Source organism: Clostridium tagluense, assembly GCF_003865095.1.
Lineage (GTDB): Bacteria > Bacillota > Clostridia > Clostridiales > Clostridiaceae > Clostridium_AD > Clostridium_AD tagluense.
In genome coordinates, this window is sequence record NZ_BHYK01000003.1 from 229349 (window position 1) to 252420 (window position 23072).

Consider the following 23072-nt stretch of genomic DNA (forward strand, 5'->3'; position numbering starts at 1 on the left):
TTTAAGGGTGCCTTAAACTATTCAGCCATTGCAATTGCTTCTACTTCTTGATCAACAGGATAAACGCTTGCTTTTTTCTTCATTTTTCCCATTCTTTCGAATTTTACAACTCCATCAACTTTAGCGAAAAGAGTGTCGTCTCCACCTATTCCAACATTTGTTCCTGGATGGATTTTTGTTCCTCTTTGTCTTACTAAAATATTACCTGCAAGAACGAATTGACCGTCTGCACGTTTAGTCCCAAGTCTTTTTGATTCACTATCTCTACCGTTTCTTGAGCTACCTACTCCTTTTTTGTGAGCAAATAACTGAAGGTTAATAACTAGCATAGTATCACACCTCCTCTGTTTCTAGTTTTATATAGTCACCATAAGTAATTTCTATACTTTTAAGTCCAAGCATCATTGTTTCTAATAAAACTTGACATCTTTCAATATCTTCCAAAGTTTGATTTTCTAAATTTACATTCAGAAATCCATCCTCTATATAATACTTCACTTTAATTTTCAAAACTTCCTCAATTCCAATTACTGTAGTTTGAGAAATTGCTGAAATAGCAGAACAAATTAAATCTACACCTAATTGTTCTTCTTTTGGCAAAGCATGACCTTTTATTTTAAAAGAAACTATTTTACTTGCTCTTCGAACAAATTCAACTTTAACCATAATTAAGCTTCAATCTTCTCAATTTGAATCTTAGTATATGATTGTCTGTGTCCTTGTTTCTTTCTATAATCTAACTTTCTCTTGAATTTGAAAACTATAACTTTTTTAGCTTTCCCTTGTGCTAATACTTTAGCAACAACTTTAGCTCCTTCAACTAGAGGTTTTCCAACTACTAAACCCTCTTCCTTGCCTACTGCAAGAATATCTCCAAATTCAACTGTTGTTTCAACTTCAGCATCCAATTTTTCAACGAATAAAACGTCTCCTTCTTGAACTCTGTATTGCTTTCCACCAGTAAGTACTACTGCGTACATAAAATACACCTCCTTGATCCAGTCTCGCCATCCCAGGTACATACCACTATGTAATTTCTATAATCAAGTATGTTTCATAACCTTGTGTGAGCGGTCTACAAAAGCCATTTTAACATATATCTACACCTTTGTAAAGCCTATTTACCCATATATCTTATATGTCTGCAAATTTCTTATTTGATTTGCAAAAATTAGCGACTCCACTTTGAATTTTTCTAAGTGAGGTATAAAATTCACGTAAACACTATTTTCTAGTGCTCCTATTTGCGTTGCAAATTCTAAAACGTCCTCCATTATATCCTTTTGGTAAATTCCATCGATTTCTATATATATATCTTTTATACCCTGTTCTTTATGAATCTTAGAAATTTCATTTTTTATCAAAAACTGAATATAGGATAATTTGACCCTACTGCTTTTACCAAGACAATGCTTGCAAGGTTCCTCAATAAACTCATATATAGACTTTCCGCGCCTACGCCTTGCAATTTGAACTAAATTCAGTTGCGTAAAGGGATAAACTACAGTCTTGTTTTTATCGTCTGCAAAGCCTACTCTTAGAGTATTTAGTATACTTTTTCTAACCTCTAAATCTTCAATGTCAATAAAGTCTATTATAATGATTCCACTTAAATTTCGGAGTCTTATTTGTCTTGCGATCTCCTCAGCTGCCTCAATGTTAGTACTTTGTGCAGTTTTTTGCAATGAATGACTCTTAACATTCTTTCCAGAATTAACATCAATTACGTACATTGCCTCAGTTTTATCAATTACAATATTTCCTCCACATTTTAATGAAATCTTATGATTTCTTAGACTCAGTATTTCTTTTTCTATTCCATAATAATCAAATAACATTCTACTTTCTTTATGAAGCTCAACCTTTACTGAGATATCAGACCTGTGATCTGTAAATTTTTTTGCGTATTCAAAATCACTTTCATTGTTTAATACTATTTTAAAAGTGTTTTTATCTAAAATATCACGTAGAGTTCTATTTATTGCTCCAGCATCGCTAAATAGCAAAATAGGATTCCTTGAATACTGCGCATGATTTATAACCCCTTTGTATATTTCATACAATTCCTCAACTTCATCATTTAGAACGCTAAGGTCTACATCAAAGGCATTGGTCCTAATCATAACCCCTACATCCTCTGGTTTATTTAATCCACTAGTCACCATATCTTCAAACTCTCTATTGTTTATCTTTTTAGAAAAACTTATGTCCTTATTTATGTTTACAATTACAGAATATATTCCTGCAATACCAAAAGCACTAGTAACTTTTGCTCCTTTTTTATCTATTCCCTCTTTTAAAATTTCAACTATTATTTCGTCGCCTTTTTTTATCTTTGTATTATTAAACTTTTCATCTAAATACATATAACAATCTTTATTATGCCCAATATCTATAAAAGCACACTTAATTGCTGGAACAATATTTTTTACAACACCCTTATATATTTCTCCAGGGATAGGACCACTTGAATCCTCTTCTATGAAGCATTCCTTTAATTTGTTATTTTCTTTTATAGCTATTCTTAGAAATTCTTCTTGTCTTTCAATATATATTTCTTTCACTTTAACTCAGCTCCTGTTTTACTAATTTTTAAAAAACTCGCTAAGAGTGACTAATTTATCGTCTTTAGTTCCATACATTTCTTCTCTCTCTATATCAACAAAAGCCTCTTTATTGATATAAGCAGTATTTCCTACAATATAATCTGCCAATAGCTGCGCTGATAAATTATTGCGGCTTCCACAAGCAACAAGCGTCTTTATAACAAGTATAGAACCCTCTACCTCATATTCGAATTTATACACTAATGGTTTTATATTAACCATTTTTTCACCACTTTTTTTACTAGTCTTAATAATGTTCCATTCGCTTTTGTCAAGGAGGCTTTGTAAAATTTCTAATGCGTCCTCTTCCTGAGTACACTTTAGTTTAATTGTATATTTTGCAGCATCTATAGTTGCCATAGCTTGTGACGGTTTTTTTCCCTCACCAGGAATAACTTTTACCACGTCTAAAACTTTGATTCCCCTTGGCGAATTATCATTCATTTTATCCATGATATATTTTTCTTCTAGCTCACAATTTAAAACTACATCCATATATTCTCCATTAGAATATGTTCCTACAGACAATGGCTGTGCAATAGACACTGCCATGTGAGGATTAAAACCTTTTGAGTATTCTACTGGAAGTTCCGATCTTTTAATTATTTTTTGTAGTGTTCTCATTAAATCTAAGTGAGCAATAAATTTTATCTCACTGTCTTTAGTATACTTAATTAGATAACGCACTATGGAAACACGTCCCTTCTTTAAAATTAACATTAACACCGCAGTCCGTACATCCTAGTTTACAATTTTGTGTTAATTCTGCTTTTTTAGCTTTTTCATTTTCTAAAATTAAGTACTCTTTATTCACTCCAATGTCTATGAAATCCCAAGGAAGTATCTCATCGTAACTTCTCTCCCTATAAGCATAGAAACTACCATCCACGTTGCATTCCTCCATAGCTTCCTTCCATATTTCAAAATTGAAATGCTCAGACCAGCCATCGAATTTTGCACCTTTCTCAAAAGCCTTTATTATAACATCACAAATTCTTCTGTCTCCTCTAGCAACAACCGCCTCTAAGTATGAAACTATAGATTCATGATAGTTGTATGTAACTGCCTTACTTGTTATAGCATACTTAACTGCTTTAATTTTTTCTACTACCTCATCCATGGTGCTTTGCGGTGCCCATTGAAAAGGTGTAAATGGTTTTGGTACAAATATAGCAGAGCTTGTAGTGACCCTTAGTCCTCTTTTTCTTACTTCTTTAGGAATTTTAAAATATTCTCCTGCAACCTTATCTGATAACTCTGCAATACCACGTACATCTTCCATAGTTTCATAAGGAAGCCCCACCATAAAATAAAGCTTTATAGTTGACCAACCGGAAGCAAATACACTACTAGCTGCTTCTAATATTTTCTCTTCTGTAACACCCTTGTTTATAATATCTCTCATTCTTTGAGTTCCTGCTTCTGGTGCAAATGTTAAGCCAGTTTTTCTCGCCTTTTGTATTTGATTTATTAAATCCACAGAAAAAGAATCTATTCTAATGGAAGGCAAAGATACGCTAAGGTGGTTTTCTTTGTTTTTTTCCATAAGAGTAGCTATAAGGTTATGTATATCTGAATAATCACAAATGCTCAGTGAACTTAGTGATATTTCTCTATATCCTGTACTTTTTAGTAGCTTATCTGCTGCCTCTACAAGGGTATCCGTAGTTTTTTCTCTTACTGGTCTATATATCATGCCCGCTTGGCAAAATCTACATCCATTGGTGCATCCTCTAAAGGTCTCGAGTATTACTCTATCATGTACTATTTCTATATATGGAACTACCGTTTCTTCTGGATAGGCAACCTTATTAAAATCTGCAACGAACCTTTTCACAACGCGACTAGGAACATCTGGGTATTTAGGTTTAAATTCACGAATAGTGTTATCCTCGTTATAAGATACCTCATATAATGAAGGCACATATATTCCTCTTATTTTAGATATTTCTCTTAGAAATTCTTTTTTCTTCCCTTTTCCTTTGTACTTTTTATAAACATCTAAAACGTCATTCATTATTTCTTCGCCTTCACCAATCTCAAAGAAATCCACTATATCATGTAGTGGTTCTGGATTATAAGCACAAGGACCCCCAGCCATTATTATAGGTTCCTCTTCGCCTCTCTTTGAGGCTCTTATAGTTATACCTGACATATCTAGCATATTAAGTATATTAGTGTAACTCATCTCGTATTGGAGAGTAAACCCTAAAAAATCAAATTCATTTAGTGAATCTTTGCTCTCTAGTGCATACAAGGCTATATTATTTTCTCTCATTTGTTTTTCCATGTCTGGCCAAGGAGCAAAAGCCCTTTCGCAATAGGTGTCAGCCCTAGAATTTAACACATGATAAAGTATTCTGCTTCCTAAATGGGACATACCCACCTCATATACATCTGGAAAGCAAAAAGCAAATCTTATATCCACACTGTCTATATCTTTATAACAACAATTAAGTTCTCCGCCTACATATCTGGCAGGCTTTTCAACTTTAAATAAAATATCATCAGAAATTTTGTTCATAGAAATCCCTCCTGGTTTTTTCACTAAGGTAGCTAATAATTGCATCTCAATCTACCTTACCTTTCTTGCATTATTTTATTTTAACACATGAAAGTTAAATTTCAAAACGAAAATTAGTTTTATTCATCTCAAATAAAATAACTAGTGAATATATCAGTCTTTAATAAACCGATATATTTACTAGTTATTTTTTAAGATTACATTTCATAGTGTGTTTTTCCCTTTCTTAATATCAATGTATGAAAGTAAGCTTATATTTCCATAAGCCTTTATTGCCTGAATTATTTCTTCTTCATATAAAATTTCTAGCACAGCCATATTTTCATCGAGTACCGTAAATAAATTGTACTTATTCTTATCAACCATTCCTAGAGCCGATAATAAATCCTTTTTATAAAAAATAGACATACTTCTATTCTCTATATATCCTCTCTTTATAAATCTGTATTTTTTCTTAATAATATAGCCCATAATCAAATATACTATCCTTTCCTTCTCTTTAATTGAAGATATTAAAATAAATATAGAAATTAGTCCTAAATTGAAATTACTCTTATTTGCTGCAACACTTACAAAATATATGAACATGAAAATACTTCCAAGGATCATGCTAACCCTAACAGAAATTTCATTAGCTTTTCTATATATAGTTTTAATACTAAGTATATCCCGAAGTACCCTTCCCCCGTCCAGTGGAAAGGCTGGGATAAGATTAAAAATACCTATAGCTAAATTACTACTATATATTAAATGCAAATAGGGTCTATTAAAAAATATAAATAAAATATAAAAAACAGCTGCCAGTATTAGGTTTAATAAAGGGCCTGATAGTGAAATAATTATATCCTCTTTAGCATTTGCCTCGTCTAAATCCTTAACCTTAAGTACGGCCCCTATAGGAAGTATTTCTATATCAAAACCCGAAAACCCCAAAATTCTGGCAGTTAAATAATGCATTAACTCATGGATGAACACTAGAAAAAAGGCTATTATAATTTCTCCTTTAAACCCTAGTATCAATAGCAATATAATGTACGGCAAAAAGAATTTACTTATTCTTATCAATTAATCCCCCATAGTAATTACTAAAATAATCAAAGCCCAATGTTTTTATTATTTAACTCATTTTCATTTGAAATTGTGCTCTTAATCTTCTCCATAAAATTTACTGTAATAATTTCTATATCTTTTATTTTAAAACCCTTGGCCTTATCTATTAATATACTATAATCATATTTTTTATTTATTATTTCCTTTGAATAATTATAAACATATTGAGTTTTAGTCGTGACTACTACTTTGCAAAGTAATACAATTATAAACAATGTGAGTACGCCAATAAGTTCCCTTGTTAATCTCTTTATATAGAAATTCCATATTCCACCTTGCTTGTTACTTTCACTGGCAAAATTATTTGTGCCCCTTTGTCTTTTAGCCAAATTATTATAATAGCTTTGATACTGCGTATTATAATTGCCCATTTTATCCTCCTAATTCATTATTTTACTATTTATATATATTTAAAATTATCCATTTATATTACATATTATAAGTAAAAAGAAAAAGTATATATTTATGATTTAAAAATAAAAAGCACTGCAAAATATGCAGTGCTTACTGCAGAATATGCAGTGTTTACTGCAGAATATGCAGTGCTTGTTATTTTACGTTGCTTTATTCACGATTTCTTAAACTTCTCATCAAAACTTCCGCTGTCCCTAAATTTGTGGCAAGTGGAACACAATGGACATCACACAATCTAAGAAGTGCTGAAATATCAGGCTCGTGGGGTTGTACTGTAAGTGGATCTCTTAAAAAAATTATCATATCCATTTCCCCTTGTGCTAGCTTTGCACCTATTTGCTGGTCGCCTCCGAGAGGTCCTGACAAAAATCTACTAACGGTCAGTCCCACTTTTTCAGTTATTAATTTTCCTGTTGTTCCCGTTCCATATAATTCATGTTGCATTAGTGTATCCTTATAACGATTTGCAAAGTCAATAATATCTTCCTTTTTTTTATCATGTGCTATTAGTGCTATTCTCATATTCTCTCCCCCTAATTTTATTAAAAGTTTATTTTCTTTTTCCTCATACCTACATTGAGCACAAGTCCTAGCGACATAAATGCTGTTAAAAGCGAGCTTCCACCATAACTCATAAATGGCAAGGTTATTCCTGTGATAGGCATAAGACCCATGGTCATACCTATATTTTGCATTATTGAAAATAATAAATTAGAAATAAATCCTACGCATATTACAGTTCCAAAAACATCTTTAGAATTTTTTGCTATTTTTATTAATTTATATATAAGAAGTCCATATAAAAGTATTAATAGTAACCCACCAACAAGTCCCCATTCTTCTCCCAGTACCGCAAAAATAAAATCTGTATGGTTTTCTGGAACAGAATTAAATTGAATTCCTTTTCCGAAGCCCCGACCTAGAACCCCCCCTGAACCTAAAGCAAGTTTTGATTGAATAAGCTGAAGCCCATAAGTTAGTTCAGATTGCTCAGGACTTAGAAAAGATGTTAATCTTCCTTTCCAATAAGTTTTCATAATTGGTGAATTCCAAACCCCTACAATTAGCAATATAATTGAGGTTATCCCCCCGATTATAATTTTTTGATCCAGTCCTATACAATAAAATATCCCTAGTACTATAAAAAAACTAACCATAGTCATTCCCATATCCGGCTGAATAATAATTAATAACATTGGCACTGCCGCATAAAATATTAATATAAATAAATTTTTAGGATCATTAATTTTACCTTCCATGTCATCTAACTTCTTAGCTAGTATTATTATCATACCAATTTTAGCAAATTCTGATGGTTGTATCGCTATGCTACCAATTTTTATCCAAGAATTTGCGCCATTAGTAATAGTTTTAAAAACAAAATCACCAATTATTAGCAACAAAATCCCTGCCCAATATATTATAATAGCGTAATTTTTAATTAAAATATAATCAAATATTAAAATAAGATACACTGTTATAAGGCCTAATATCATCCACGCAACTTGCAATTTAGGATAATATGATCCTCTAGTGGCACTATAAATATTCAAGCAACCAAAAATGACTATACAAATTGCATATATAATTACACTATAATCCAATTCTCGTAAAAGTTTTTTATTAAGCTTTAGGTTCTGTAAAATTTTCATGCTTTGACCTACCTCCATCTCAAATATGATTATATCATATTGCAAAAAAAAAGCTATGCATAAGTTGTTAATTATACATAGTCTTTAATACATTATCTTTTTATTTTTTTTATAGGAATATTTGCTACTAGTGCTGGCGAGCTTCCTTCATATTCTTCCGTTGTTGTTAATCTAACTTCAATTTCTCCGGTTTCTATTTCAGCATATTTTGATATTACCTTTAATATGTCACACTTAATCATTTCTAAAAAATCAGGTGAGAAATCTGCTCTATCATGTATCAAAATTAGTTTTAATCTATCACTGGCAATATCTTTTGAGAGATCCTTATTAGAAAACATTTTAAATAAATTCATTAAAGTTCACCCCTATATTCCCTTAAATATTTTTTTTAGAGAAGCAAAGAATCCCATCTCACTACGTGATGATCCATCTAATGTAGCATATGGTACTTCCTCTCCCATTATTCTTTTAGCAATGTTTTTAAAAGCTATACCAGCCAAAGAATTGTCGTCTAAAACAATTGGCTCCCCTTTGTTAGTTGAAATGGTAACCTTCCTATCATCTGGGACAATTCCTATTAATTTAATTGCCAGGCACTCTATAATATCATCTACAGAAAGCATATCTCCACTTTTTGTCATCTCATAGTTTATTCTATTTATTATAACCTCATGTCTATCTAAACCCTTAGAATCTAATTTTCCAATTACCCTATCTGCATCTCTAATTGAAGTAAGTTCTGGATTAACCACTATAATAGCTCTATCAGCTCCCACTATAGCATTTTCAAAGCCTTGTTCTATACCTGCTGGGCAGTCTATTATAACGTAATCAAACTCTTCTTTTAATTCATTTACTACTAGTAGCATATCTTTTATATTAACATCATTTTTGTCTCTAGTTTGAGCTGTTGGCATTAAATACAAATTACTAAATCTTTTGTCTTTTATTAGTGCTTGCTTTAGTCTGCATCTTTTTTCAATAACATCTACTAATGTAAATACTACCCTATTTTCAAGTCCCATTAGCACATCAAGGTTGCGAAGTCCAGTGTCTCCATCAATAACTACTACTTTTTTGTCCATAGATGCAAGAGCTGTTCCAATATTCGCTGTGGTAGTTGTTTTACCTACCCCACCCTTACCCGATGTTATAACTATAGCTTCTCCCATGTTCATTACCTCCATTAAATATATTTATTCTCTAAATACGGTTCCACAATAATATTTCCGTTTTTAATTTTTGCCACCTCAGGATATTGAGGCCTAAGGTTGTCTTCAGGGGATCTTGTGACAATACTTCCAATCTGAAGTATTTGAGGCTCTAGCTTCAATGCTGCAATTATAGCTTTTTCATTACCAGTTGTGCCTGCATGTACCACTCCTCTTAAATTACCAAGAACAATTATATTTCCTGCTGCATATATTTCAGCTCCTGGGTTTACATCCCCAACTATAACTATATTACCAGGATAATTTATACTTTGTCCACTTCTTATGGTTTTTCTCAAAAATTTAGTTTTTCCCTCGTATATACCTGTAAACAGCCTAACCGTGGATTCATCTTGATCCTGAAAAATACAATCACTAATTAAAAATTCATCGAATAATATTTCTTTTAATTTTATGCTTTCTTTTTCATTTATGTATTTAAGTTCAGTAGTGATTTTCAAAGTACTTCCTTTGTAAAATTTCTTCCCTTGTGAGAGCTTCTTAACTAAAGACTCTAACATATCGTCAAAATCACTGAAATGATTCATATTTATAACTACATTTAATCCCTCTTTATTTCCCTTAATTACTATTTTATCTGTGACCATCATTTTAACCTCCTAGCTCTGCCCTGCGGTTTATGGAAGATTCAAATAAATACAAAATCGGTATGCGAGTCTATTCTAGCCTTGTTTATTTTCATGTGTCTAAATCAGTTATTAATTGTTCTATCCATAATTGAGCTTAAGCTAATATTTCAACATATTATGGTTGAATTCCTGCTTAATTTCAATATAAATATATTTTTTTTATTTTTTTAATTACTTTTACTGTTTAAAGTGAATTTTCCTATGATTTTTATGTTCTAACAATTAAATAAACCCTGCCATATAAATATGTCAGAGTTTATTTAAAATTCCTAGCTCTTTGTAATTTAACTAATCATGACCATTTCCAGTTATACTAGTATCTAAATTTATATTACTAGTTTCCTTATCTGGATCAACCATAAATTCATATTTAGGATTTTTTTTAAGTATTTCAGCTTTAAAATATTGCTCATAAACTGCTTTTGCAACAGGTGCAACATAATTACCATGACCTCCATCAAAACCCACAACACAAACAGCTATTTCGGGTTTTTCAAAGGGAGCAAATCCTATATAGTATCCAAAAGAAGTCCTTCCTAGTGCAGATTGAATATCCTCTTTAAATGTAGCTGAACCTGTTTTTCCTCCATTTGGAATAGGAAAATCTTTAAATGTGCTATATGCTGTACCTCCATAAACACTAGTAACTTCCCACATACCTTCTTTAATTATATTAATTGTATTAGCACTTATATTAGTTTTTTCTAAAACTAGGGGCTTAGTTTCTTTAATTACTTTTCCATCTGGATCTAAAAATTTGTCCACCAAATGCAATTCATATCTATTTCCGCCATTCACCATAGTAGCTACATAATTGGTTAACTGTAGCGGTGTAAAAACATTAAATCCTTGCCCTATGGCGGCATAATATGCATTAGCCGCAGAATTAATTTCAGTATTAGCAGAATTAATTTCCGAGTATATAATTTCAGCCATAGCCCTTATATTTGTATCTGTATAATTATTGTTTTTTAACGTTTGAGAAGCTCCAGTTAGCTCCTTTAAGGCGATTTCCATAGTTTTTATAATTACCTCATAGGAATTTATTTTATCTTTTTTCATTTCTGTCTTAATGAGAGCAAGAAACTTAACTTTGCCTCCATTTGATTTTTTAATTTCGTCTATTTCTTTGCTGGTGCCACTTTCCTTTTGTGATTCAAGGTCAAGTGATTTTTTTCCCTTTTGTAATTTCGAAACCAAACTACTTCTATGAATACTCGCTAATGTTTCTTTACTAGATTCATAATTATATACCTGGCCAAAGCTTTCTGGTATCTCTATACCTGTAGAGGGTTTTTTATTACTATTAGGATCTATACCAAGACCAAATTTCCATGCATATTTTGCTATTAAGTTTAGACCTTTTTTATTTTCTCCTGCATTATGATAAAGCTTATCAGCTACATCATAAAAATAATAATTACAAGATTCTCTCATTGCCGTTTGAATATCTACGATTCCATGACCATAACCTTGGTCATTATACTTCCAACATGCAGCAGTAAGGGTGGGATAACGTGTATTGTATGGTCCACTATCGTTCACCTGACTTGTCTTGGTTATAGCGCCTTCTTCTAGCCCTACAATGGCTGTCATTGGTTTAAATGTGGACCCAGGTGGTATTAGAGATTTAGTCGCTAAATTGAAAGTTGCTTTTGGGAAAATATCATTATTATCCTTTCTAATCGTAGTGTTACCTTCTATACTTTTATCTAAAGGAAAAATATAATTAAGTAGTATTTTTTCTCTTTCTTCTTTGGATTTTGCCATATCATCATCAGTTAGTATACCTTTAATATTTACAAGCCCTCGCTTTTGAATATAAGCGAGTCCCATTTTTTCCGTAACTGGGCCTAAATATTCATCATACTTTTCAGTAGTTAACCCACTAGATGCTGCAAATAAATTAGGATCATACCCAGGTCTACTTGCTAATACTAATATCTTACCCGTATTAACATCACTTACAATCACTGCACCTCTATTTGCATTTGTCATGTCTACATCTTTGACTGTTCCTTTTTTTTGTAAATCTAGCAATACAGCATCTAAAACCCTCTCTGCAGCGTATTGCATATTTTTATCTATATTAAGTTGTACTGTCTTACCAGGATAGGTTTCGATCTCACCTAATGTCTTAATTTTTCGTCCTTGTTTATTAGCTTCAATACTTTCTTGACCCTTAGTTCCCCTTAAATCATCTTCAAAGGCTGCCTCAATTCCTGAAGCACCTATATAATCCGTACTTATATCATAGCCTTGTTCCTCATACTTATCTTTGTCCCAAGGATTTATCTTAGAGATATAGCCGAGGAAAGCTGACCCTAAATCCTTATTAGGATACACTCGAATAGGCTCAGTTGCAACACTAACACCTGGAATTTCAGGTTGCATTTGCTGAAAAATACCTGCAGCATCTTTTGTTAAATTATTAGCGATATTTACAGGCTTATATCCAGAATAACTCTGCATGTATAAAGTGTCCTTAACTAGCATGTAGCGACGGAGTAATTCTTTATTTTTAGAATCCACAATTTCGTCCATTCCATAATTTTTAATTAGTTTATTAAATACTTGCTCTGGAGTAATCTTTAAAAGAGCTGCATCAACTTTCTTTACCTGCTCAGACTTTAAATCAGTTTTCTTTATATCCTTATACAGCTTTTCAATAACTTCATCGTCAAAGCCTCTATCCTTTTTAAATCTAAGCTCTATCCAGTTTTGTGTTTTTTTATCCACAGTCTTATTAAAATCAAAACTATATATTGTCTTTTTTTTATCTGCACTAGTCTTTACCTTAAGTAAAAAATCATCTATCTGAATTCCCTTGTTAGCATCAAGAATTTTAAACACATTGTCCATAGTGCTAAAGAAACTTTCTTCACTTTCTTTTGTATTAGTAAATGTTAATATATAACTTTGCTTACTTTTAGCCAATTTTTTACCCTTTCTATCAATAATATCACCTCTCGGAGCTACTGTAGATATCACCTTGTGATTTTGCTTATTTGCAGTTTGTTTATATAACTCACAATTAACTATCTGTATATTAACCAACCTCAAAATAATAACAAAAAAAATTCCAAGCATAATGGAAGTTACAATATTAAACCTAGAAAACTCATTGTCCTTTTTATTTTTCTTACTCACCATTTCACCAACCTTTTAAACTTTTTTCCATAATTCAACTTAAACTACTTATTCTATGCATTACAGTCAAATTCCTGCTAAAATTCAATATAAGTATATTTTTATGAATATTTTTATTATTTGAGAATAAATTCTAAATTGCTTTGATGTGCCCAAACAAAAATAAACTCTAACAAATAAATTTGTTAGAGTTTATTTAAAATAGTCATTTTTTCATGATTAAACTAATCGTGACCATTGCCAGTTACATCAGTATTTAAATCTATATTACTAGTGTTTTCATCTGGATTAACCATAAATTTATATTTAGGATCTGATTTTAATAATTCTGCTTTAAAATATTGCTCGTAAACTGCTTTTGCAACTGGTGCAACCCATCCACCATGACCTCCATCAAAAACCACTGCACAAACAGCTATTTTAGGTTTGTCATAGGGTGCAAAGCCTATATAGTATCCATAGGAAGTCCTTCCTAAGGCAGTTTGAGTAAGATCGTTAAAAGTAGCAGAACCTGTTTTCCCCCCACTTTGTATAGGGAAATCTTTAAATACAGAATATGCTGTTCCATTAATATCACTAGTAACTTCGAGCATTCCTTCTTTAATTAAATCAATTGTTTTAGAATCTACGTTAGTTTTTTCTAAAACTACAGGCTTAATTTCTTTAATTATATTTCCATCCGGATCTAAAAATTTATCTACCAAATGCGTTTCATATCTATTTCCACCATTCACCATAGTAGACACAAAATTTGCTAACTGTAATGGTGTAAACGCATTAAACCCTTGCCCTATAGCTGCATAATATGCATTAGCTGCAGAATTAATTTCAGTATTAGCATTACTTATTTCCGAATATATAGTTTCTGACATAGTTCTTATATCGCTATCTGTGTAATTATTGTTTTTTAATGTCTTAGAAGCTTCAATAACTTCCTTTATAGCAATCTGTGAACTTTGTTTAATTGAATTATAGGGGCTTTTATTATCTTTTTTCATTTCAGTCTTAAGAAAAGCTTGAAACTTAAGTTTTTTTTCATTTACTTTTTTAATTTCTTGTATTTGATCCTTAGTGCCACTTTCCTTTTGTGAAACAGTATCAAGCGGTTTATATTTACTTCCTGTAGAATTTATTCCCTTTTGCAGAAAACCTACAAGATTACTTATATGAATATTAGCTAATATTTCTTTACTAGATTGATAATTATATACCTGACCAAAATTTTCTGGTATCTCTATTCCTGTAGCAGGTTTTGCACCACTTTTAGGGTCTATACCAAGACCGAATTTCCATGCATATTTTGCTAGTAGATCCAGTCCTGCTTTATTTTCGCCAGCCTTTGCAAAAAGTTTATCAGCTACATCATAAAAATAATAATTACAAGATACTCTCATTGCCTTTCTTAAATCTACTAGTCCATGACCATAACCTTGCTCATTATATAACCAACAGGCAGCAGTAACAGATGGATACCTCTTATTGTATGGCCCACCATCATCCACTGTATCAGTTGCATGTATAACTCCTTCTTCTAGTCCCGCAATAGCCGTAAGTGGCTTAAAAGTAGAACCCGGTGGTATTAGAGATTTAGTCGCGTAATTGAATGTTGATTTTGGGAAAATATCATTATTATCCTTCCTTATTGTAGTATTACCCGCTACACTTTTGTCTAAAGGAAACATATAATTAAGCAATATATTTTCTCTTTCAGCTTTAGATTTTTCCGCCATGTCTTTATCGCTTAGCACACCTGTAATGTTAGCAAGCCCTCGATCTTGAATATACTTTAGTCCCATTCCAGCTATATTGGGATTTAATAAATTATTAATTTCACTAGTGGAATTCCCAGATTCTGCAAAAATGCTAGGATCATAGCCAGGTCTACTTGCCAGCGCTAATACCTTACCTGTATTAACATCAAGCACTACCACTGCACCTCTGTTTGCATTTGTTGTATCTACACTTTGCCCCGTGTTTTTCCCTGCCTTTTGTAAACCGAGCATCACAGCATCTAAAGATTTCTCTGCAGCGTATTGCATATTTTTATCTATGTTAAGTTGTATTGTTTGACCAGGATAAGTTTCAATCTGACCTAGTGTACTAACTTTACGGCCTTGTTTATTAACTGCAATACTTTCTTGACCCTTAGTTCCCCTTAAAACATCTTCAAAGGCTGCTTCAATTCCTGACGTACCTATATAATCTGAACTTATATCATAGCCTTGTTCTTCATATTTATCGGTGTCCCAAGGATTTATCTTAGAAATATACCCTAGGAAAGCTGACCCTAGATCCTTGCCCGGATAAACTCGAATTGGCTGAGTTGTAACACTTATGCCTGGAATTTCAGGCTGCATTTGTTCAAAAATACCAGCAACGTCTTTAGATAAATTATTAGCAATAGTTATAGGTTTATATCCAGAAAAACTTTGCATCTTCAAAGTATCCTTAACCAACATATAGCGCCTCAACAGTTCTTTGCTTTTAGAATCTTTAATTTCGATCATTCCGTATTGTTTTATTAATTCATTATAGACTTCTTTTGGAGTAATCTTTAAAATATCTTCGTCAACTTTTTTCTTTTGCTCATCTGTTAAATCATCTATCTTTTTATCCTTATAAAGCTTTTTAATTACTATCTCCTCAAAGCCTCTATCTTTTTTAAATCTAAGCTCGATCCAATTTTGTGTTGTTTTATCTAGGGTCTTACCAAAATCGAAACTATACTCCGTACTTTTTTTATCTTCACTAGTCTTTATCTTAAGCAAAAAGTCATCTATCTGAATTGTCTTATTTGCATCAAGAGTTTTAAATACATTGTCCATAGTGGGAAAGAAACTGGCTTCACTCTCCTGGGTTTTAGTAAATGTTAATATATAGCTTTGTTTACTTTCAGCCAGCTTTTTACCGTTTCTATCAATTATATCACCTCTTGGGGCCACTGTTGATATCATCTTGTGATTTTGTTGATTTGCAGTTTCCCTATATAACTCGCCATTGATTACCTGTATATTTACTAGTCTCCAAATAATAGCAGAAAAAATCAAGATCATAATTACAACTAAAACGTTAAATCTAGAAAATTCATTCTTGTTTTTATTTTTCTTACTCACTATTTCACCAACCTCGTTAAAATCTCCATTCTTTCTTCATGTATTGTTTTTGAGAAAGTTTATATGCGAATTTATACATAAAAATAGAAACTATTAAATTGTATATCCCGTCATAAAATATTGTATTTATATGGGTATATTGCTTTATCAAGAACATCATAGAAACTACTATTAAACCTTTTACTACACTTAAAATGAAAGATGATATTATTGGCAAAAGTGCCTTTTCAATAAATATACTTTTTCCTATTTGAGCAGCTACAAGACACATAAGCATATTTGTTAGCATACTAATTCCAAAACAGTTTAAAAGATACAAATCTTGAAGAGCTCCAGTAAAAACTCCAATTATCACTGCATCTTTTGGAGAACTAACTATAGAATAACATAGCGCAAAAGTAAATATTAAACTTGGACATGCACCACGTATCTTAAGTAAAGGCATCAAAGTATTATCTAATATTAAAAATAGAATACATAAAGATACCACTGTTAATATTCTTTTCATAATACAACCCCTAATATTTATATTTATATTTCATTTCTCCATCTTTTATAGCGTCTTTTGGTACCACTATTAAAACTTCTTCAATCTTTGTAAAGTCAACATATGGATTTATTATAGCACTTTTCATTACTTTGCCTTTATCAGCATGTACACTTAGCACATTTCCTATTCTAATTCCAGCTGGATATCTTTCACCAAGACCAGATGTGGTTATTACATCACCTTTTTTTATAGCCGAATCTAAAGAAAGATCTTGTATTTCTGCAAGCAATTTATTATTCTCATCTTTATAGCCTTTTACCATACCATTATTATCGCCTGTTCTTTCAACACGACCCGCCACTGCAATATTTTCATTAGATAAACATTGCACTATAGACCAATTGGAACTTACGGAGGTAACCTGACCTACGAGCCCCTCTCCAGTCACAGCTATCATTAATTTTTTTATACCTTCACTTGATCCCTTGTTTATATAAAAGCCATCTGAAAAACTACTTCCACTTAATCCAGTTATAGTAGCACCAATATAATTGTACTTATCACTTTGCTCTGAAAATTTAAGCATACTTTTTAATCTTTTATTTTCTTTTATCGAAGTATCATATTGTAATGCTTTCATTTTGAACTCAGTATTAGCTTTTTTCAACTCTTCATTTTCTTTTTTAACATTTGTGATATTTGTTATAAATTTAAAAGAATTTATTACCTTATGAAACCCATTATAAAATAAACCCTGCACTGAGTTTATAGTTACCCCCACACCGTTCTCCACGAAAGACATTTTTTCTCTGTTTGCACTATACCCTATTAAAGATAAAAATGTAACTGACAGTATTATAATAACTACTGCCAGTTTATTTTTTGCGAATTTCATCTATCTTCTTTTACTCATAACGTCTATATTAACAAGAGCTTTTCCTGCTCCTATAGCAACACAATCAAGTGGGTTTTCAGCAATGTGCACAGGCATATGTGTTTCGCGGTTTATAAGTGTATCAATTCCTTTGAGTAGTGCTCCACCACCAGTTAACATAATTCCTTTTTCCATTATATCGGATGCAAGCTCTGGTGGAGTTTTCTCAAGAGTTGTTATTATGGCCTCAATTATTTCTTGAACTGGTTCACTAAGTGCTTCTCTTACTTCTTTTTGTGTTATCTCTATAACTTTTGGAAGCCCTGATATTAAATCTCTTCCTACTATAGGCATACTCATATCATCATCCTCGAGTACAAATGCTGATCCAAGCTCAATTTTAATGTTTTCTGCAGTTCTCTCACCTATCATAAGACTGTACTGTTTTTTAATAAAGGCTATTATGGATTGATCTAACTTATCCCCTGCCATTCTTAGAGACTTACTTGTTACAATTCCACCCAGTGAAATTATTGCAATCTCTGTAGTTCCGCCTCCAATGTCCACAATCATACTTCCAGTGGGTTCATTTACAGGAAGTCCAGCTCCAATCGCAGCTGCCATCGGCTCTTCCATTAAATATGCCTCTCTTGCCCCTGCTCTTTTAGTTGCATCCTCTAATGCTCTCTTTTCAACTTCAGTTACACCAGATGGAAATCCAACTACAATTCTCGGGCTTGTAAATCCCTTTGAACTGACTTTGTTAATAAAGTGCTTAAGCATTTTTTCAGTAATATCAAAATCTGCAATTACTCCATCTTGCATAGGACGAATGGCAACAATGTTACCTGGAGTTCTACCTATCATCTGCTTTGCTTCTTCACCAACTGCTAGTACCTTATTAGTATTTATATTTATAGCTACAACAGAAGGTTCCCTTAGTACAATTCCCTTCCCCTTCATATAAATTAATGTATTTGCTGTTCCTACATCTATTCCCATATCACGAGACGTTCCAAATATTCCCATTATAATTTCTCCTTTCGTATCTAAAGCATTCCTTTTTCTTTTAAACTTGTATAAGTTCCATTACCAATAATTATATGATCAAGCAATTCTATCCCTAGTAATTTACCACATTCTTTAAGTCTTGTAGTAATGTTTATGTCTTCCGTGCTGGGAGTTGGATCTCCCGAAGGATGATTGTGACAAATAACCACGGAAGCACTACACTTTCTAATAGCTTCATAAAAAACTTCTCTTGGATGAACTATTGAAGTATTTAAATTACCAATTGAGATATCTTTTATGCTTATAATTACATTTTTTGTATTTAACATAATTAATTTAAGATATTCTTTTTTTAAGTATCTCATTTCCTCCATAAGATACTGAGCAACATCCTTTGGCGTGGTAATTTTATACTCTTCTCCAGATTTAAAACTTCTAAATCTTTTTGAAATTTCTGTAAGAGCCAAAAGTTGTGTTGCTTTAGCCTTCCCAATACCCTTTAAATTCATAAATTCTTCTGCATTTGAATTTAAAAGTCCATTTAGTCCGCCACACTCAGAAATAATTCTACCACAAAGACTTATAATATTTTCATTTTTGGATCCTATTCTAAGTATTATAGCTAATAGTTCATTATTTGAAAGCGTTTCAGCACCATACCTTAATAACTTTTCCCTTGGTCTTTCATTTTGAGGCAAATCCATGATTTTGAAGGTCATACCCATAAAACAACTCCTTTATAGATTGACCCCCATCTCCCTTAACATAAAATATAATTTATTCACCGGTAGCCCCACCACACTATAGTAGCAACCCTTTAACTCTTCAACAAATAAAGACGCTGCTCCTTGTATACCATAAGCTCCTGCTTTATCAAAAGGATCTCCTGTCTCAATATACTTAGTTATTTCAACATCGGAGAGTTTTGAAAATTTCACCTGCGTGCAAACATATTCCGTTGAAATCTTTTGGGTTTCAGTGTTTATTACAGCAATTCCTGTATATACCTCATGCGTATTGTCACTTAAATCACTAAGCATTTGAAAAGCTTCCACACTATCTTTAGGTTTTCCAAGAACCTTGCCATTAAAATAAACAATAGTATCACAGCCTATTATAGCAGCTGGTTTTTTCACACTACTACAAATATCCATGGCCTTTCCTCTTGCTAAGTTCATAACGTAGTCCCCACAATTTCCAGAAAACGGTATGTCACTTTCTTTAAAATCACTTACCTTTATCTTAAAATTACTAGTTATTTTTTTTAAAAGTTCCGCTCTTCGCACCGAAGCAGAAGCTAAAATAATATCCACTACATCACTCCTAATATTTTCTATATAATATTATTGCCAAAACTATGCCTATAATAGACATAATATTAATATTAAAATTTATACCGAAAGTTATGGCTAATACTTTCAGATCTATAAGCATAGGTTTATTCATGCCTATGGTGTATGTATTCTTCAAAAATTTCAGTGCACCTATATTATTTCCTAATAACTCACCTATAAAACTTCCAGAAATGGCTCCTATAAGCATAAAAAAAATAAAATATGAACTTCTTTTTTCTGCACTTTTCAAATTATAACCCCCACTTTACTTATATATCTTATACATTTTAACATTTAATAAATTCATTAACAAGTGTATAAAATATTATTCAAGAAAAGTTTATAATTGCAGAAGGTTTAGTTATGGTTGCAACGTCTATAAAGTTGCATTAAAAAAATACAAATAGATTTTAATAATCCACTTGTATTTTTATATTTTACATCTTATTTCATAGGACTTCTTTACAATTTGTTTACAAAATACAAAAAAATATTTACTTATATCTTTGATAGCTTTTTTATAAATTTATAGATATATATATAACCTTCCTCTGTTTTTTCTTTTTTTAATTCCGCAGGCATCGCTGTTAAATATGCTTTTATTTCTGTCATGCTATTAAAACTTGCACTTTTTTTATCCTCCCCTTGCAGCGTTCCTAGCCACTTTTTTAATTCCACAGTTTGAACTGCACTAATATCTTTTTCCGAAAGTTTATTTAATATTTTAAGGTCTGCATTTACCATTTCAATGATTTGCGAACCGGTGGCATCATTGCCAATCACTTGAAAATTTATTTTAACATAATCTATCTTACTTGCTTGTAACTGTTTAGCTATAATATCAATACTAGCCTTGGGATAAATACCAAGTAAAACCTTATTTGAATTATTTTCTTCAATAATAAAGGGTGTACCAGCCTTCATCAAACTATTTTTCAAAACCAAAGCATTTGCCTTGTTACTAAAGTTACCACATTGTATTCCTACATACTCATTAATAATGCTTTCAGAAACTACTTTAGAAGTATCTTTAGTATTTTTATTTGTTACTTTATCTTTTTCTAAACCTATTTTAGTAGTTTTATCCCCTATAGTTGCATTTGTATTATTCTTAGGTAATAGTTTGGAAAATATGCTGCCCAGTGCAATAGCTGCTATTATAATTAATATAAAAACCAGCATAAAATTATTTTTTTTCCTAGGTGGTTTATAATTATATCTAGTATATTTCACTCTAACATCCCCCAACTTAATAAATCCTTATTTAAAATATTATTATTTGAAAACTAATTTTAGAATAAAAAAAGGAAAATATATTAGGCATATATAGATAAAAAAATCCGACAATGAATGTCGGATTATAGTATATCTAATTGAGTATTCTTCTTGCACCAGCGAATCTTTCATTGTAATAACTTTTATCTAAATTACTCACTGTAACTTTCCTACTTCCTGATGAGGCATGTATAAACTCTCCATCCCCTGCATAAATACCAACATGTGAAACTGGTCCATCTGTATTAAAGAAAATTAAATCTCCTTGTTTTAGATTGTCTCTAGGTACTGAACTTCCCTCACCTATTTGAGAACCTGTATAATGTGGTAAATCTACTCCAAAAGCATTATAAACATACTTTGTAAAGCCTGAACAATCAAAAGATTTAGGTCCCGAAGCTCCCCATACGTATGGTTTCCCAATAAAATCATAGGCATAAGAAATTAAATCCATTTCGCTACCTTCAACTAATTCTTTAGTTGAAATTCCACCTCTAGATAATCTTTTTTCCACTTCTTTTTTCTTTTTTTGCGCACTTCTTTCTGGAACTTTAATAACCTTATCTGTTTTAAAAGTTACACAACGAAGAAACACTTGTGTGGGCCCTTTAATTACAATATCAGCTTTTACCATTTCTGTTTTCATACTTGTAAAAAAAACTATGAATAATAGAAAAACTGGCATTTTGACTAAATTAGATTTTAAAGTGTTCACTCCACTCCCTCCTAAAGCTTCCGAAGTTAGCTGACGGGTTCGGGATTGAAGGCTCCCTACTAGTAAATATCTACTATTTTCTAGATTAACCCCATAATTCTTGGTTCCTCCGTACCTATATATAAATAGGATTCAGCTTGATTTATTGTAAATATTTTTCATAAAAATGTCAATAGCTTTAATGGCCTTTGAAAAGAACTGAATATTATAATCATTATTTCATTTTATTGACATTAAATTCTTTTTTTAAAATTAAAATATCCTTGTCTTTGCTATTTATCTCTAAAAAATTACTTGTTACTCTACTTATTTCAAAGTTATTATTTTTCCATATTTTCATCATACCCTTATTATCAGCTGAAACAAAAGTATAGAAATTACGTATTCCATAATTTTTATACAAATGTTTTATGAATTCATCAATAATTTTAGTAGCTACATCAACATCACATAATCCAAGTTCTATTAAATAGCACATAATCCACACTTCATTTGGATTTTTAAATTCTATTCTCCCTTTAATAATTCCTATAAGTTCACTATCCCTTAAAACTTTAAGAAAGTATTCTCCCTCACTTACATAATACTCTAAATATCTTTCGTAGAAATCCACAATCCCGTAATCCTGACTCGCATCTATATTAAATCCTTGCTTAGAATTAATCCAATCTTCAATTTTAGTAATATCTTCTTTTTCTACACTCATGATACTAACATCATCAAACATAATATCTATATTAAACATATTCTCACCTCTTGGATAATTAAAATCTACGTTAGTAATTAATTCTACATTACATTTAAATTTCCTTCAATAAAAAAAGTATATATTACTAAGCATTTAAAATGCCATATAAATTTTATAACCCTATATTTTTTTATAGGGTTATAAAATAAATGATTTCTGTAATTTATTTGTGCTCTATGTTGAACTTAAGAC

24 protein-coding genes and 1 riboswitch are annotated in these 23072 nt (G+C 31.4%); all 24 genes read right to left on the minus strand.

What is annotated here, in order from left to right:
- Nucleotides 1-17: 17 nt before the first annotated feature.
- The 24 genes from rpmA to Ctaglu_RS03985 all read right to left on the minus strand — a co-directional run bounded on the left by rpmA (nucleotide 18) and on the right by Ctaglu_RS03985 (nucleotide 22877).
- A complete protein-coding gene (gene rpmA, locus Ctaglu_RS03870) occupies nucleotides 18-329 on the minus strand; it encodes a 50S ribosomal protein L27 (protein ID WP_124998249.1) in 312 nt (103 codons plus the stop codon).
- A gap of 4 nt (nucleotides 330-333) precedes the next feature.
- Complete coding sequence (locus Ctaglu_RS03875; protein WP_124998251.1) at nucleotides 334-666, minus strand: ribosomal-processing cysteine protease Prp; 333 nt, start codon at nucleotides 664-666, stop codon at nucleotides 334-336.
- A 2-nt stretch (nucleotides 667-668) separates the two neighbouring features.
- Entirely contained in the window at nucleotides 669-980 is a 312-nt protein-coding gene (rplU, locus tag Ctaglu_RS03880; RefSeq protein WP_124998253.1) for a 50S ribosomal protein L21, read from the minus strand.
- A gap of 141 nt (nucleotides 981-1121) precedes the next feature.
- Nucleotides 1122-2564 carry an Rne/Rng family ribonuclease gene (locus Ctaglu_RS03885; protein WP_124998255.1) on the minus strand — a complete coding sequence of 481 codons (1443 nt, stop codon included), beginning with the start codon at nucleotides 2562-2564 and terminating at the stop codon, nucleotides 1122-1124.
- A 21-nt stretch (nucleotides 2565-2585) separates the two neighbouring features.
- Entirely contained in the window at nucleotides 2586-3326 is a 741-nt protein-coding gene (locus Ctaglu_RS03890) for a TIGR03936 family radical SAM-associated protein (protein WP_124998257.1), read from the minus strand.
- Entirely contained in the window at nucleotides 3277-5130 is a 1854-nt protein-coding gene (locus Ctaglu_RS03895; RefSeq protein ID WP_124998259.1) for a TIGR03960 family B12-binding radical SAM protein, read from the minus strand. The genes Ctaglu_RS03890 and Ctaglu_RS03895 overlap by 50 nt, the downstream gene beginning before the upstream one ends.
- Nucleotides 5131-5334: 204 nt before the next feature.
- Nucleotides 5335-6195 (minus strand): M50 family metallopeptidase, encoded by an 861-nt coding sequence (locus Ctaglu_RS03900; protein WP_124998261.1) that lies wholly within the window; start codon nucleotides 6193-6195, stop codon nucleotides 5335-5337.
- A gap of 29 nt (nucleotides 6196-6224) precedes the next feature.
- Nucleotides 6225-6611: an endopeptidase gene (locus Ctaglu_RS03905; RefSeq protein WP_124998263.1), complete on the minus strand. Its 387-nt coding sequence runs from the start codon at nucleotides 6609-6611 to the stop codon at nucleotides 6225-6227.
- Between the two features lie 193 nt (nucleotides 6612-6804).
- Nucleotides 6805-7176, minus strand: coding sequence for a methylglyoxal synthase (locus Ctaglu_RS03910; protein WP_124998265.1), 372 nt, complete (start codon nucleotides 7174-7176; stop codon nucleotides 6805-6807).
- 20 nt (nucleotides 7177-7196) lie between these two features.
- Entirely contained in the window at nucleotides 7197-8300 is a 1104-nt protein-coding gene (rodA, locus tag Ctaglu_RS03915; protein ID WP_373861658.1) for a rod shape-determining protein RodA, read from the minus strand.
- A gap of 98 nt (nucleotides 8301-8398) precedes the next feature.
- Nucleotides 8399-8662 (minus strand): cell division topological specificity factor MinE, encoded by a 264-nt coding sequence (gene minE / locus Ctaglu_RS03920; RefSeq protein ID WP_124998269.1) that lies wholly within the window; start codon nucleotides 8660-8662, stop codon nucleotides 8399-8401.
- A gap of 12 nt (nucleotides 8663-8674) precedes the next feature.
- A complete protein-coding gene (gene minD / locus Ctaglu_RS03925; RefSeq protein ID WP_124998271.1) occupies nucleotides 8675-9481 on the minus strand; it encodes a septum site-determining protein MinD in 807 nt (268 codons plus the stop codon).
- 14 nt (nucleotides 9482-9495) lie between these two features.
- Entirely contained in the window at nucleotides 9496-10128 is a 633-nt protein-coding gene (gene minC, locus Ctaglu_RS03930) for a septum site-determining protein MinC (protein ID WP_124998357.1), read from the minus strand.
- Between the two features lie 330 nt (nucleotides 10129-10458).
- On the minus strand, nucleotides 10459-13323 hold the full coding sequence (locus Ctaglu_RS03935) for a penicillin-binding transpeptidase domain-containing protein (RefSeq protein WP_124998273.1): 2865 nt from the start codon (nucleotides 13321-13323) through the stop codon (nucleotides 10459-10461).
- A 221-nt stretch (nucleotides 13324-13544) separates the two neighbouring features.
- A complete protein-coding gene (locus tag Ctaglu_RS03940; RefSeq protein ID WP_124998275.1) occupies nucleotides 13545-16433 on the minus strand; it encodes a penicillin-binding transpeptidase domain-containing protein in 2889 nt (962 codons plus the stop codon).
- A gap of 16 nt (nucleotides 16434-16449) precedes the next feature.
- Nucleotides 16450-16941, minus strand: a complete 492-nt coding sequence (mreD, locus tag Ctaglu_RS03945; RefSeq protein ID WP_124998277.1) for a rod shape-determining protein MreD — start codon at nucleotides 16939-16941, stop codon at nucleotides 16450-16452.
- Nucleotides 16942-16951: 10 nt separating this feature from the next.
- Nucleotides 16952-17818, minus strand: coding sequence for a rod shape-determining protein MreC (gene mreC, locus Ctaglu_RS03950; RefSeq protein WP_124998279.1), 867 nt, complete (start codon nucleotides 17816-17818; stop codon nucleotides 16952-16954).
- Entirely contained in the window at nucleotides 17819-18826 is a 1008-nt protein-coding gene (locus Ctaglu_RS03955; RefSeq protein WP_124998281.1) for a rod shape-determining protein, read from the minus strand.
- A 20-nt stretch (nucleotides 18827-18846) separates the two neighbouring features.
- Nucleotides 18847-19533 carry a RadC family protein gene (radC, locus tag Ctaglu_RS03960; protein ID WP_124998283.1) on the minus strand — a complete coding sequence of 229 codons (687 nt, stop codon included), beginning with the start codon at nucleotides 19531-19533 and terminating at the stop codon, nucleotides 18847-18849.
- Nucleotides 19534-19545: 12 nt separating this feature from the next.
- Nucleotides 19546-20121 carry a Maf-like protein gene (locus tag Ctaglu_RS03965; protein WP_124998285.1) on the minus strand — a complete coding sequence of 192 codons (576 nt, stop codon included), beginning with the start codon at nucleotides 20119-20121 and terminating at the stop codon, nucleotides 19546-19548.
- A 10-nt stretch (nucleotides 20122-20131) separates the two neighbouring features.
- Complete coding sequence (locus Ctaglu_RS03970) at nucleotides 20132-20392, minus strand: DUF4321 domain-containing protein (protein ID WP_373861654.1); 261 nt, start codon at nucleotides 20390-20392, stop codon at nucleotides 20132-20134.
- Nucleotides 20393-20640: 248 nt separating this feature from the next.
- Nucleotides 20641-21375 (minus strand): SPOR domain-containing protein, encoded by a 735-nt coding sequence (locus tag Ctaglu_RS03975; RefSeq protein WP_124998287.1) that lies wholly within the window; start codon nucleotides 21373-21375, stop codon nucleotides 20641-20643.
- 136 nt (nucleotides 21376-21511) lie between these two features.
- Nucleotides 21512-22132: a C40 family peptidase gene (locus Ctaglu_RS03980; RefSeq protein ID WP_124998289.1), complete on the minus strand. Its 621-nt coding sequence runs from the start codon at nucleotides 22130-22132 to the stop codon at nucleotides 21512-21514.
- Nucleotides 22132-22280, minus strand: a riboswitch (cyclic di-AMP (ydaO/yuaA leader). (Overlaps the previous gene by 1 nt.)
- Nucleotides 22281-22346: 66 nt before the next feature.
- Nucleotides 22347-22877: a GNAT family N-acetyltransferase gene (locus Ctaglu_RS03985; protein ID WP_124998291.1), complete on the minus strand. Its 531-nt coding sequence runs from the start codon at nucleotides 22875-22877 to the stop codon at nucleotides 22347-22349.
- Between the last annotated feature and the right edge of the window lie 195 nt (nucleotides 22878-23072).